Genomic DNA, 14,119 nt, shown 5'->3' with positions numbered 1-14,119 from the left:
CAATTCGGGCGGCGCGCAGAGAGGTCTTCTGCGGTTCTGGGTGTGCGCACAGGCGCAGCAGGCTCACCCAAGCTACGGCGAACCTTACCTTACAACTATAGTGTGAACGAGTATCCGGTGCCAGATAGGTTCCGGCGCGGCGTCATATTCGGGTGTGGTCTCCACGCCCCATTAGCTGATTGGCAGTGTACTAATGGTGCGGCACCCGCAGGAGGGAAAACGTATCGCCTTACCCGCGGCAGCTCACCCTACCTACCACCGGACGCCGCACCAAGCGAAGCGGTTAGCGGATGCTGCCAATCACCGGGTTCCACTCCTGCACTGTGTACGAGAGCACCGCCCCGCCAGTGTTCATAGGATCTTCTTGCACCAGAGCCTCGGCAGCATCAGCGGAGTCTGCGTTCACAATCAGAAGCGCCCCAGCGGCGGAACCGTCCTGCATGAGCGGGCCGGAGACAACCAGCGGCCCCGACTCGGCCTGCTCGGCCAGGTACTGCCGGTGTGCCGGGCGGTGCGCATCCTGCTGCTCGGGCGCGGCATAAACATAGGTGATTGCGTAATAAGCCATTCATCGGCTCCTTCCGGACGGGTATCGGGGTGGGAGTTACCTCCCGTTCCCCTTAAATCTACCGCACCCGCACCGTTCCACACCGGCTGCACATCTATATAATCGGCCCCCAAGGAATAAAAATTACAGTGAATACACAGCCAACAGCAGGTACATTCGGGAAGAAACCGGGGTGCATCCGTATTACCCTATAGTAGGAGGGCTGCCCGTGCTCAACACCATCACACAATGGGGCGGTCTAAGGGACGCAGCACCGGTAGCACCCGCCTGCCCTTGGGCGTAACCGGCGGCGAAAGAACGAATCCTAGGGTGAGAATAATGGGTAATAACACCATGAACCAAGAACGCGTACACAACGCGGCCGCACAGCACGGGTACCGTACCGTGCGCGTGTTGGAGCACACCGGATCAACGAATGATGACGCACGCCAAGTGCTCACTGACCCAAACCCCAGCGTACGGGAGCAGCTGGGGGAGCTCTCCGTCTTTGCCACGGACGATCAGCGCGCCGGGCACGGTCGGCTAGACCGAGCCTGGGTAACCCCTCCAGGTACCGCGCTTGCGGCCACCGTTGTGGTGCGCCCCCACGCCGGGATAGGGCAGGGGATGGCCCCCGAAAACTACCACTGGCTCACCCTCATAATGGGGCTAAGCGTGCGCGAGGTGCTGCGTGAACTCGGCGTAGACTGCGACCTGAAGTGGCCAAATGACCTCATCGCCGGAGGCAAAAAATGCTGCGGGGTGCTCGCCCAGCTCATCCTTGAGCCCGCGGGGACGAACCCGGCCGGTACCGCAGCAACATCAATGAGCGTGCTGGTGGGCGCCGGAATAAACCTGAACATGCTCGAAGAGCAGCTGCCCACCGAAACCGCAACAAGCACTCGCGTGCTGCTGGGGCACACAGTAGACACCGAACAGGTACTCACCCACCTGCTGGAGGTTTTCGCCCGTCGTTACCGTGCCTTCTGCAGTGCAGGCGGAGACCCCGAAAGCCCCGGTGGCGGCGAGCCGTCACTGCTGCAGCAAGCCCGCGAGCACACTCTCACCCTGGGGGCGCACGTGGCCATGCACCTGCCGGATGGACGGGTCATTACCGGTACGGCGGAAGATATTGACGATCAGGGGCGCATTCTGGTGCGTTCAGACGGGGCTCTGACCGCCTACTCGGTGGGCGATATAGAACATCTACGCGCCGCCGACGGATCATACCTGGCGACCCGACCACCACAGGCCTAGCCCTTTACCACCGCCCCGTTACGCTTTCGAGAACATCACCGCCCGAGAGGACAACCCATGAAATTCAGGGGAAAACTACTACCGGCAGAACGAACGATCGTCATCACCCGAACCCACCCCATTAAGCTGCTTCCCGTGCTGGGGTACGCTATGCTCGCAGCCTGCGCCTGGAGCTTCGGCTCGGCCGCACGTTCATCGAACCTGCTGGCGTGGCTGGGCGTTATTCTCAGCTTCATAAGCATTATTGTGGCGGTGCGTAAGCTGCTGTACTGGCTGGGTCGGCGGTACATTGTCACCACCCACCGGCTTATGATGACCAACGGACTGCTGAGCATGCGCGCCACCCAAGGCATGCGGCTCGACCAGATGGGCCGCCGCTGGAAGAGGCAGGGGCAAATGGGCAAATGGCTGGGATACGGGTCGGTGCAGGTTGAACTGCTGGGCACCAGCATCCCGCTGACCTACGTCCCCGAGCCCGACAAGTTTTTGCGCATTATGGAGCATTCAGTGCGCACCTACTATCCGCTGCGAGCAGGGTATATGCGCCACGGCTAAACGGGCGTTATCTTCCGGGTAGTTGAAGGCGCCCGCCGTTCAGGGGGCGGGTGCAGGCCCGCAAGCAACAAGAAAATATCCATCGTTCTGCGGGTCTATTAAGGCGGTTGCCGCATAAACCGAGTATCCTATAGTGTGAAATAAGGCACGTGACACCGGTTTTACTGGGTGTCAACCACCAGTACATCGCCGAAAGGAGGGGATGCAATGGTCGATAGGAGCGCTAGCACCAGCTCTCTGCCCGTAACCCACGGACCAGAAACACAGATGCTTAACCTGAAAATTCTGCAGAACCTATCACAGAGCAATATTTACCGGGACGAAAAATCCAAAGAAGGCGTGCGTTCCCTCGAAAAAACTCTTCTGGGTGAAGGCCCTCGATACACCCACCGGCAGGCCGCCTTAGCCGCCGGCATGGACCCGCAGAAAGCCCGAAAAATCTGGCGTAATATGGGGTTCTCAGACACCCCCGCAGAAGAACACTACTTCTCAGACCGCGATGTGCAGCTGCTGCGTACCATTGTTGAACTAGAACGTGAAGGCGAAGTTACTTTTGAAAGCGCCCAGTCGATCGTGCGCTCAGTAGGGCAGCTGACCGACCGGATTGTGGCCTGGCAGATCGAAAGCCTTGTCGACGATATTGTCGCCCGCGAAGGCGTCAGCGACGCGCAGGCACGCCGCACCCTGCTCTTTAAACTGCCTAAGCTGATGCCCGCCCTCGAAGAGCTCGCCATGTACGGGTATCGTCGTCAGATGTACTCTGGTGTGCTGCGTCTGGCCCTGCGGGAAAACCGTGACCCCGGTGAATCACACAAACTGCCGCTCATGCGCGGGGTGGGGTTCGTCGATATGGTCTCGTACACTTCGTTAGTGCGCTCGCTTGATAAAGGCGAGTTGTCGCGTCTTATTAACCATTTTGAGCAGAGCTGCCTGGATGTGATTGTGCCCCGCCGCGGGCGCATTATTAAAACCCTGGGGGACGAGGCGTTTTTCCTCACAGAGTCCCCCGAATCGGCTGCCGAGATCAGTTGCGAACTGGTGCGCTCATTTGACCGTGACCCACAGATCCCCGGGGTGCGTGTGGGGTTTATTTGGGGTGAGGTGCTGGCCAGCCGTGGCGATGTGTACGGTTCGAGTGTGAACCTTGCCTCACGGCTCGTGTCTATCGCGGAACCTGGCACGGCCCTGACAGATTCGGTAACCGCTGACGTATTACGCGAATCAGAGACTTATTTCAGGCTTACGGAACAGGGCACCAAAAATGTACGAAGTTTTGGAAATATTGGTACCGTAAGTGTTAGTCTCGGTAGCAATAATACGATGGAGAGTACACAGTAATGAGCACTAATCTTCACATGCGCACAGGCAGCGCTACTCATCGCGGCGTGTACCGGGAGAATAACGAAGATTCCATGATTGTGGCCGGGACGCTGTGCGTGGTGGCCGATGGTATGGGCGGGCATGAGGCAGGTGAAGTCGCTTCGCGCCTGTGTGTGCGGCAGCTGGCGTACTCTTCTTTTTTTACCTTGCCCGGGGGCATGAGCCCCGAAGAGCAAGAAGACTATGAGCGCCGCGTTCACGATGAGAACAAGGGCAAATCTAACCGCCGTAAAACCAGTGAACTGAACAATGAGATTTTGCGTACCTTAGAGCGGCTACGCAGCCTGATTGGTGAGGCAAATGACCAGATTAAGGGTGCACTCTCTAAGGCTGGGGGCACCACGGTTACAGGCGCCTGGCTCACACGTATCGGGTCTCAGCAGCTTTGGGTGATCTTTAACGTGGGGGATTCCCGTACCTACCGGCTGGTGCGTGAGCAGGAGGGGTTCCACCACTCCGAGATGGAAATGCTGCCCGGTAACGCTGGCAGCGCCTCGCTGGAGCAGGTGACTGCCGACCATTCGGAGGTGCAGTACCTGGTGGATGAGGGGCAGATTACGCAGCTTGAGGCACTAACCCACCCGCGTCGTAATGTGATTACCCGAGCGTTGGGTACAGGCAACTATTGGGAGCCTGACTTCTGGGTTTTCCCGGCGCATGAGGGCGACCGCGTGATGCTGTGCTCGGATGGGTTATCGGGTGAGCTCTCGCATGAGTATATGGCGCGGGTGCTCACGTCGGTGCGGCACCCTCAGGATGCTGCGGATGTGCTGCAGTATGAGGCACTACGTTCGGGCGGGCGGGACAATATTACGGTAATCGTGGCTGACGCGATCGTCCCGGATGAAGACTGATAAACTACGCTATCGCACGGCGCCGGTGGGTTTGTGGTTCGGTGAGCACAACCTGCCAGCGCTTACACACTCAACGCTTATAGCCTGAGAATGTTGTCGCATGACCGCGGGCCTCTCACAGGCTGAATCCAGCGGCTAGACTTGTTGGTGTGACTGAAAAAAACTCTTCCATTAGCCCAGAACCCGCGTCCGCTGAGGTGTCTCTCACCCCCGAAATCCGTGATGAGTATGCGCAGCTTATTGATGATGTGCGCGATGCCCGCCGCGCCTACTACACGGATGATGCCCCCACGATTTCTGATGCCGCGTACGATGCCCTCTACCGTCGTCTTGAAGAAGTTGAGGCGCTCTACCCCGAACTGGTGGCGAATGACTCTCCCACCCAGGAAGTGGGCGGGGAGGCATCCTCAGCGTTTGCACCGGTGACTCACCGCGCCCGCATGTACTCGCTGGAGGATGTGTTCTCAGACGAGGAACTGCGTGCCTGGCTCACGAAGGCGCAGGAAAACTCGCAAGCTATTTCGGGCAAGAACCCCACCTGGCTGACCGAGCTGAAAATTGATGGGCTTGCGGTGAACCTGCTGTACCGCAATGGTGCCCTAGTACGCGCAGCAACTCGCGGGGACGGCACCACGGGCGAGGACGTGACGCACAATGTGCGAACCATCGCCACCATCCCGCAGCGGCTTTCCGGGCAGAACCACCCCGAGGAGATCGAGATACGCGGAGAAGTGTTCATCTCGTCCGCCGATTTTAAAGCGCTGAACGAAAAGATTGTGGCTGAGGGCAAGAACCCGTTTGCGAACCCGCGTAATGCGGCGGCGGGCTCTTTGCGGCAGAAAGACGCGGCGGTTACCGCCCAGCGACCGCTGAGCATGTATGTGCACGGCATCGGGTCCTCCCAAGGGCTGGGGATTGAGACCCAGTCTGAGGTGTATGAGCTGCTTGCTTCGTGGGGGCTTCCGGTGAGCCCGTACACCGAGACCTTTACGGCAGTGGAGGATATTTTTGCCTATATTGAACGGTATGGGCAGCAGCGTCACTCACTGGTGCACGAGATTGACGGTATCGTCATTAAGATTAATGATTTCGCTACCCAGCGGCAGCTGGGGTACACCTCGCGTGTGCCGCGTTGGGCGGTGGCGTATAAATATCCGCCGGAAGAGGTAAATACTAAGCTGCTGGATATCCGGGTGGATGTGGGACGCACCGGCCGGGTTACCCCTTACGGTGTGATGGAACCTGTGCTCGTGTCAGGCTCAACCGTCGAGCACGCCACCTTACACAACCAGGATGTGGTGAAGGCTAAGGGGGTGCTCATTGGTGATACCGTGGTGCTGCGCAAAGCTGGCGATGTTATCCCCGAGATTGTGGGCCCGGTAGTGGCCTTACGCGACGGCAGCGAACGAGAGTTCGTGATGCCCACGCTCTGCCCTTCCTGCGGTTCACCTCTTGCCCCGGGTAAAGAGGGAGATGTGGATTTGCGGTGCACCAACCTGCAGTCTTGCCCGGCGCAGCTGACCGAGCGTATCTACTATGCTGCCTCCCGCGCGGCTTTTGATATTGAGGCGCTGGGGTTTGAGGCAGCTAAAGCACTCACCGCTCCCGCAGAGCCGGCAGAGCCGCCGCTGCGCAGTGAGGCGTTCCTCTTCGACCTGACCGAAGAGGACCTGCGTGAGGTCAAGATTGAGCGGGAGAAAAAAGTGAAGGGGGTAGGAACCGGCAAAACTGAGCTGGTGCCTTACTTCTGGAGTAAAGGGACCGCAAAAAGGCCCTCCGCACCGACGAAGAACACCCGCAACCTGTTTGTTGAGCTTCAGAAAGCTAAGCAGCAGCCGCTGTGGCGTGTGCTTGTTGCCCTGTCGATCCGGCATGTGGGCCCCACTGCGGCACGCGCGCTTGCCACCGAGTTTGGGTCAATGGATGCGATCCGTGCGGCCGACCGCGACCGTCTAGCGGCCGTAGATGGTGTGGGCAGTACGATCGCCGACTCGATTATTAACTGGTTCGCGGTGGACTGGCACGCCGAAGTAGTGAACCGTTGGGCACAGGCCGGGGTGCGCATGCAGGACGAACGTGATGAGTCCATCGAACGTACCCTTGAGGGTGTGACTGTGGTGGTTACCGGAACGCTGAACGATTTCACGCGCGATAGCGCCAAGGAGGCAATTATTGTTCGCGGCGGCCGCGCTTCAGGCTCTGTATCGAAGAAAACTCATTTTGTAGTCGCCGGAGCCTCGGCAGGTTCCAAGCTTGATAAGGCGGAATCGCTGGGGATTACTGTGCTTGATGAGGATGGGTTTAAGAAACTGCTAACGCAGGGCCCGAGTGCTTTTGACTCGGATACTGAACAATCGTAACGGCGGCGGTTAAGACAGACGCCTCTTTATCGCAGTTGAGCCGTCGGGTACCTGCGCAGTGGATAGCTTGTGAGCTGTCATTGTGCGGGTCCCGGCGGCTTTATGCTGGTGCTAAAACGTCCCAATTAAATTGGTACGGTCCCCGAACGGTAAAACAGGGCAAAAATCCCCTTAAACTTAGGTAACCCATACCGTATTTTGCACTTAAAAACGTTAAAAACATGCTCAGGGCGAAGGGTTAAAAAATTTTTAAAAATTTTTTTGGCGGCTATATAAGAGGATAGGTGGGGTGCCCAGCAACGATTTAAAAGAAGAATCTTTCTATAGCACTTCCCTGCCATAGCAGTTCAAAACCCGGGGGCAGGGGAGAGGTAAATGTCTAATTGAAACGAGTAAATAAGAACCTGGGAGTTTGCTGAAAGAATCTGAAATGTTCGCTGAAAGCGCTCAGATCATCGTTCTGAGGTTGGCATCTTAAGGTTTCTCCGTTATCTTTGTTTATCAGAAAGATTCTTTTCGGGATACGTTCCCGAACTGATGCCAGGTTCTACCGCACACCCCCATCGGGGAAATGCGTCCGACCCACAGGCCCATACGGGCATCCGGGCGCATGGAAACGATGGAACGCCATTCACGGGTAGGACCGCACAATGAGTAACCGACGTTAATCAAGGGTGAATGGCAACGCGTTAGAACTCCGGGGACGGAGTGAGCGTGGGTGGCCCTCTTGGAGCATTATGAAGAACACTTCCACCGTACGCCGTACCGCTGCCGCTCTTGCCGTTGGCGGTGCAGTCGCAGCAACCATGTCTGTTCCCGCAGCAAACGCAGCAGATTCCGCTACCTGGGACGCACTGGCACAGTGCGAGTCCGGTGGTAACTGGTCCATCAACACCGGTAACGGCTTCTACGGCGGTCTGCAGTTCACCCAGCAGTCCTGGAACGGTGTCGGCATGGCCGGCTCCCCCAACGGCGCTTCCCGTGAGCAGCAGATTCAGGCAGCAGAGCGTCTGCTCGCTGTCCAGGGTTGGGGCGCATGGCCCGCATGCTCGGCTAAGCTGGGCCTCTACGGCAAGGCTGGCGCATCCGCTACTGCACAGAACTACGAAGCACCCGCAGCTCAGAGCCAGGTAAACACCCAGGCACAGGCACAGGAGAGCTACACCGCTCCCGCTGCGCAGGCTCCGGCAACTCAGGCACCTGCTCAGCAGGCTCCCGCAGCACCCGCTGCTGCTGAGGCACCGGCTGCACAGGCTCCTGCCGCTCAGGCACCCGCAGCAACCTACACCGCTCCCGCAGCACCCGCTGCAGCAGCAGGTACCTACACCGTTCAGGCTGGCGACACCCTCTCGGGTATCGCAGCAGCATACGGTGTGCAGGGTGGCTACAACGCAATTGCTGCCGCTAACCCCGGCACCATTGTGAACGTAGACCTGATCTACCCCGGCCAGGTGCTGAACATCCCCGCATAAGGCAGGGACACTCAATAAGCTTCAGGGGCTAAGCCCCAAGCATTAATTGGCTCTCATCTTCCCCTGTGGAAGGTGGGGGCCAATTTTTCTGCTGTAAACCCTCGTATAATGTGCCCGATTAAACACCTGCACCCTGCCGGGCTACACTACACTAGAGAAGAGAATAAACCCCAACCCCTATTTGGAGAACTATGTCTGCCATCACCTTTGAGCAGGTTAAGCACCTGGCTGAGCTGGCACGCATCGAAATGACCCACGACGAGCTCACGGCTATGGCTACGGAGCTCGATATTATCGTTAGTTCGGTGGAAAACCTCTCAGAGATCGTTACCTCTGACACCCCGGCAACCAGCCACCCCATCCCTCTGACAAACGTTTTCCGTGAAGACGTAGTGGGGGAAACCCTCACCCAAGAAGAGGCGCTCTCGGGCGCACCCGATGCGCAGGACGGCAAGTTCCGCGTGCCCGCAATCCTCGACGAAGACTAAGGGAAAATAAGTGAACGAACTGATTCAACTTACTGCCGCTGAAGCCGCCCAGAAGGTAGCCTCGGGCGAGGTCAGCGCGGTAGAGCTCACGCAGGCACACCTGGACCGTATTGAAGCAACCGACGGTAAGGCATTGAGTGATAACCGCGCGGACGGCAAAAGCGGCCTGAACGCTTTTCTGCACATTAACGCTGAGCAGGCGCTTGCCGAAGCAGCCGCCGTGGATGCGGACCGTTCCGCCGGTGAAACCCTCCCGCCGCTGGCTGGTGTGCCGATCGGCGTGAAAGACCTGATCGTGACCAAAGGACAGCCCACCACCGCAGCATCCCGTATGCTGGAAGGCTGGATGAGCCCCTACGACGGCACCGTAACCCGCAAGGTGCGCCAGGCGCGTATGCCAATTTTGGGTAAAACTAACCTAGATGAGTTCGCGATGGGCTCATCCAACGAGCACTCCGCGTTTGGTGTAGTGCGTAACCCTTGGGACCTCACCCGTGCCCCGGGCGGTTCTGGGGGCGGCTCAGCAGCTGCTGTGGCTTCTTTCCAGGCACCCCTGGCGCTTGGTACTGACACGGGCGGTTCTATCCGTCAGCCAGCCTCCTTCACCGGCTCTGTAGGCATGAAACCGACGTACGGTTCGGTTTCTCGCTATGGTGTAATCGCCATGGCCTCGTCTCTAGACCAGGTGGGCCCCTGCGCCCGCACCGTACTCGACACCGCGATGCTTCACGAGGTTATCGCTGGGCATGACCCCATGGATTCCACGTCCTTGAACGAGCCTGTGGGAGCTTACGCTGATGCGGCACGTGCCGGGGCGAACCCCACCTCCCTCAAAGGGCTGCGTGTGGGCGTTATTAAAGAGCTGGGCGGCGGATCCGGTGAAGGGTTCCAGGACCGTGTGATTGGCAGCTTTACCGATTCGTTGCGGCTTCTGGAGGAGGCTGGCGCCGAAATCGTTGAGGTCTCCCTGCCCTCGGTGCGTGAGGCAATCAGCGCCTACTACCTGATCATGTCATCCGAAGTGTCTTCAAACTTGGCGAAGTACGACGGTGTGCGCTACGGCCTGCGTGTGGTGCCCGAAGACGGTCCCGTCACCATTGAGCGCGTCATGGCGGCAACCCGTGAAGCCGGGTTCGGCGATGAGACCAAACGCCGCATTATTCTGGGAACCTACGCCCTATCAGCCGGTAACTACGATGCCTACTATGGGGCGGCTCTGCGGGTGCGCACCCTCATCCAGCGTGATTACGCTGCCGCATTCGAAAAGTGCGATGTGCTGGTGTCCCCGACCTCCCCCTCTACCGCGTTCCGGTTGGGGGAGAAAACGAAATCCGACGACCCCATGGCAATGTACCTGGGTGATATTGCCACCGTCCCCGTGAACCTTGCGGGTGTTCCCGCTATTTCCCTACCCGCCGGACTTGACCACCAGGACGGGCTGCCCGTGGGTATACAGTTCACCGCTGCGGCTCGGCAGGATGCGCGCCTGTACGGAGTGGCTGCGGGCCTTGAGACGCTTCTGACCGAGAAGTGGGGCGCCCCGCTCTACACTCGTGTTCCCGACACCGAAACCCTGATCCGCGACTTTGACTTTGGGGGTACCAAGTAATGAGCGAAGAAATCCTCAGCTTCGAAGAAGCAATCGAAAAGTATGACCCGGTGCTCGGGTTCGAGGTGCACGTTGAGCTGAACACCAAAACCAAAATGTTCGACGCCGCCCCGAATGAGTTTGGCGATGAACCCAACACGAATATTTCCCCCGTCTCGCTGGGGCTGCCGGGTGTGTTGCCGGTGGTGAATAAGGCAGCGGTCGAGTCAGGCATTAAACTGGGCCTGGCTCTGGGATGCGATATTGCGCCGCTGTCATATTTTGCCCGGAAGAATTACTTCTACCCGGACACCCCGAAGAACTTCCAAACCTCCCAGCATCGTGACCCCATTGCTGAGAACGGCAAGCTAGATGTTGAGCTGGAAGACGGCACCGTGTTCACCGTCGAGATTGAGCGCGCCCACATGGAGGAAGACGCCGGTAAGCTCACCCACGTGGGCGGTGCCGACGGGCGTATCCAGGGCGCGGCGTTCTCGCTGGTGGACTACAACCGTGCCGGTGTGCCGCTGATTGAGATTGTGACCCGCCCGATTGTGGGCGCGGGCGAGCGCGCCCCCGAGCTGGCACGCGCCTATGTTGCGGCGATCCGTGACATTGTGAAAAGCCTAGGCATTTCGGACGCTCGCATGGAACGCGGTAACGTGCGATGCGACGCGAACGTGTCTCTCATGCCTAAGGGAGCTGAGAAATTCGGTATCCGCTCGGAGACGAAGAACGTGAACTCCCTGCGCTCGGTAGAGCGTGCGGTGCGGTACGAGATTCGCCGCCACGCCGCTATTTTGGAGCGTGGCGAGAAGGTGCTGCAGGAGACCCGCCACTGGCATGAGGATACCCGCGAAACCTCATCGGGCCGCCCCAAGTCGGATGCCGACGACTACCGGTATTTCCCGGAGCCCGACCTGGTTCCGATCGTGACGAATACCGAGTGGATTGAGAAGCTACGCGCAAGCCTGCCCGAGCCTCCCGCGGAGCGCCGCCGCCGCTTGAAGAACGAGTGGGGGTACTCGGATGAAGAGTTCCGTGACGTGGTCAACGCTGGCGCTCTTGACGTTATTGAGCAGACTATTGCCGCCGGGGCGAGTGCATCCGCTGCCCGCAAGTGGTGGATGGGCGAGATTGCCCGCCAAGCCAAGCAGGCCGAGGTTGAGCTGACCGCGCTGGGTATTGAACCTGTAACCGTGGTGGAGCTTGAGACCCTGATCGCCGAGGGCAAGATTAACGACAAGATTGCCCGTAAGGTGCTGGAGCATGTGCTCGCTGGCGAAGGTAAGCCTGCCGAGATCGTTGAGGCTCGCGGTCTTGCCGTGGTTTCTGACGACGGTGCGCTCACCGCCGCCGTTGAGGAGGCTTTGGCGGCCATGCCGGATGTTGCCGATAAGATTCGTGCCGGTAAGGTTCAGGCGGCCGGTGCGATCGTTGGCCAGGTGATGAAAGCTACCCGAGGCCAGGCGGATGCGGCTCGCGTGCGTGAGCTTATTCTGCAGGCCTGCGGCGTGGAAGGCTAAAACCGATCCAACCCAGATAAGGCTCTCTGTTTGAGGGCTAAAAAGGCTCTTTATGTGAATCAAGCGTTTGAAACTCCGCTGTATTCACATAAAGAGCCTTTTTACGTTGCAGCATGGGGCAATAGCAGATATGCGGTGCGTTTACCCCTATACGGTAAAGTAGTGATGAACAACATAGTGGGTGCAGGGAGAGGAACACCAATGAAGGTTATGCGCAGCCTAAGACCCAGAGCCCTTGTCATGCTTACAGCGTTGACCCTTATCTTGTCGGCCAGTTCGGTTCTTGAGAGCGTCATCATCAAATACTTGACTGATGCGGTCACATCTTATGACCGCGTCCTCTTTGCGTGGATGCTTGCGGCTGTGCCCACATATCTTGTTGTTGACGCGTTTCTCCATTATGTACGCCAGTACCGTGCCGCTCTTGCTGGGGTGCAGATTCAGAATAATCTGCGTGCAGAGCTGTTCCGCCGCATCGGGCTTTCTCCCGTAGCGCGGCTGACGGGCAGGAGCTCCGAATACTATTTTTCGCAGTTCACGAGTCAGCTTGAAAGCATTAAAACCAACTATATTGACGTTATTTTCTGGGGCGGGTACCTCACCGCGCAGCTTATCTTCGCCATTGTGGCTGCTTTTATTCTGAACCCGTTCATGGCGTGCGCCGTTCTTGCGCTGAGCCTGCCGGTGGGGTTGATGCCGGTGTTGACTCGAAAACGTATTGGTGCCGTGACAAAAGCTTATGCCTCTCAGACCGACGTGTTGAATGAGATCAGCGGTGATGCGCTCCGCAGCGCTTTGGGGTGGAAGATCCTGGGCGCATACTCATTCGTGGCTAAACGCTTTTCTGAAGAATTGAGTGAATGGTACGTGGCGGCGCGGAGCTATCAGCGCACACAGGAGCGTGTAGACGCCGTCAATAGTATGTTCACGAAACTTCTGTATTTGGGGACGTGGCTTGCCGGTGGGGCGTTGGTGCTCTCGGGGCTATCGAGCGTGGGCGAGGTGGTCGCTTTTGTCCAGCTGACCGGTATGATTTGCATGCCGCTGTTTATGTCTACAGGTTTGCTGACCCAGTATTATGCAGGTCGTGAGATTATCCGCAAGATTAATGCGGAAGTACCCGCTGTGGAAGATGACCGACCGGGCGAGCCTCTCACACTGGACGCATTTACCTATCGTGACGTCAAGCCGTTGGGCGAAAAGTCGGCGGGGTATGGTGTGAGTTTCATATTTGAGACTGGTAAAAAGTATCTGGTGATTGGCGCATCCGGCTCGGGCAAATCTACGCTTTTCAAACCTCTTTTTGGAAATCACCCCGAATATAGCGGAACTATTGAGGTGCACGAATCGGCGCAAGTGCGCGATCTGCGTGAGATTGCCGAACAGGATATGCACGCTTCCTTGGGTCTGCTTGCGCAGGACAGCCATCTGCTGCACGATAGCCTGCGCGAAAATATTCGCCTGTACGATCCGTCGGTGCCGGATGTGCAGATTCTCAGGGCTTGTGAGCGTGCAGGTCTGGGCGAGTGGGCTTCCGTGAGGGGTCTTGATTATATGCTGAGCGACGATTTGAGGTCGCTTTCCGGCGGGGAGAAACAGCGTATCTTGCTTGCGCGTATGCTCCTGCACGAACGCTCTTTCTACATTGTGGATGAGCTCACCACTGGGCTGGACCACGCTACGGCGGGACGGGTTGAGCGTGCTCTTTTCGAGAGCATGGAAGGGTTTGTTTACATTACGCACCGTACGGTTCCCGAGGTTTTGGCGGCGGTCGATGAGGTGCTTGTCATGGAAGACGGCGAGCTTGTAGCCTCCGGAACCTGGGATGATGTGCACGCGGCCGCCCTAGAACGCGGGCTTGTGGGGCATCCCTAGTGCTAGCCAATTGCTAAAAAGGCTCTTTATTCGAATAAAGCGTATTATTTGCCGCTTTATTCGAATAAAGAGCCTTTTTTTGTGCCCCGAGGAAGAGGACACATCGGAAGGGTATACCCGCTTATTTGGTAATCCCTAGGTGTGTGAGGATGAAGGCGTAATCCCACGCGATCTCACGCCAGCGGGCTGGAGCATGCAGATTCCGAGCGCGCGAGGT

At 58.1% G+C, this 14,119-nt stretch carries 11 protein-coding genes; 10 read left to right on the top strand and 1 reads right to left on the bottom strand.

Features of this window, described 5'->3' with window-relative positions:
- Positions 1–283 precede the first annotated feature (283 nt).
- Positions 284–568: a YciI family protein gene (locus I6I94_RS03400; protein WP_128087565.1), complete on the bottom strand. Its 285-nt coding sequence runs from the start codon at positions 566–568 to the stop codon at positions 284–286.
- Positions 569–886: 318 nt separating this feature from the next.
- On the opposite strand from I6I94_RS03400, the gene I6I94_RS03395 reads away from it, so the two are divergent.
- The 10 genes from I6I94_RS03395 (at position 887) to I6I94_RS03350 (ending at position 13,902) form a co-directional block, all read left to right on the top strand.
- Positions 887–1,804: a biotin--[acetyl-CoA-carboxylase] ligase gene (locus I6I94_RS03395; protein WP_128087566.1), complete on the top strand. Its 918-nt coding sequence runs from the start codon at positions 887–889 to the stop codon at positions 1,802–1,804.
- A gap of 57 nt (positions 1,805–1,861) precedes the next feature.
- Positions 1,862–2,359: a YdbT family protein gene (locus tag I6I94_RS03390; RefSeq protein WP_006888105.1), complete on the top strand. Its 498-nt coding sequence runs from the start codon at positions 1,862–1,864 to the stop codon at positions 2,357–2,359.
- Between the two features lie 207 nt (positions 2,360–2,566).
- Positions 2,567–3,697 (top strand): adenylate/guanylate cyclase domain-containing protein, encoded by a 1,131-nt coding sequence (locus tag I6I94_RS03385; protein ID WP_006888126.1) that lies wholly within the window; start codon positions 2,567–2,569, stop codon positions 3,695–3,697.
- A complete protein-coding gene (locus I6I94_RS03380; protein WP_094758244.1) occupies positions 3,697–4,593 on the top strand; it encodes a PP2C family protein-serine/threonine phosphatase in 897 nt (298 codons plus the stop codon). The genes I6I94_RS03385 and I6I94_RS03380 overlap by 1 nt, the downstream gene beginning before the upstream one ends.
- 170 nt (positions 4,594–4,763) lie before the next feature.
- Positions 4,764–6,953 (top strand): NAD-dependent DNA ligase LigA, encoded by a 2,190-nt coding sequence (ligA, locus tag I6I94_RS03375; protein ID WP_236588958.1) that lies wholly within the window; start codon positions 4,764–4,766, stop codon positions 6,951–6,953.
- Positions 6,954–7,690: 737 nt separating this feature from the next.
- Positions 7,691–8,425, top strand: coding sequence for a LysM peptidoglycan-binding domain-containing protein (locus I6I94_RS03370; protein WP_006888052.1), 735 nt, complete (start codon positions 7,691–7,693; stop codon positions 8,423–8,425).
- Between the two features lie 191 nt (positions 8,426–8,616).
- Entirely contained in the window at positions 8,617–8,913 is a 297-nt protein-coding gene (gene gatC, locus I6I94_RS03365; protein ID WP_006888268.1) for an Asp-tRNA(Asn)/Glu-tRNA(Gln) amidotransferase subunit GatC, read from the top strand.
- Positions 8,914–8,923: 10 nt separating this feature from the next.
- Entirely contained in the window at positions 8,924–10,522 is a 1,599-nt protein-coding gene (gene gatA / locus I6I94_RS03360; protein WP_037232795.1) for an Asp-tRNA(Asn)/Glu-tRNA(Gln) amidotransferase subunit GatA, read from the top strand.
- On the top strand, positions 10,522–12,027 hold the full coding sequence (gatB, locus tag I6I94_RS03355; protein ID WP_006888206.1) for an Asp-tRNA(Asn)/Glu-tRNA(Gln) amidotransferase subunit GatB: 1,506 nt from the start codon (positions 10,522–10,524) through the stop codon (positions 12,025–12,027). The genes gatA and gatB overlap by 1 nt, the downstream gene beginning before the upstream one ends.
- A gap of 240 nt (positions 12,028–12,267) precedes the next feature.
- Entirely contained in the window at positions 12,268–13,902 is a 1,635-nt protein-coding gene (locus tag I6I94_RS03350; RefSeq protein ID WP_236588922.1) for an ATP-binding cassette domain-containing protein, read from the top strand.
- Positions 13,903–14,119 lie beyond the last annotated feature (217 nt).

The organism is Rothia aeria (assembly GCF_016726365.1).
Classification (GTDB): domain Bacteria; phylum Actinomycetota; class Actinomycetes; order Actinomycetales; family Micrococcaceae; genus Rothia; species Rothia aeria.
The sequence above is the reverse complement of the archived record's forward strand: the minus strand, read 5'-3'. Positions and strand labels throughout refer to the sequence as shown.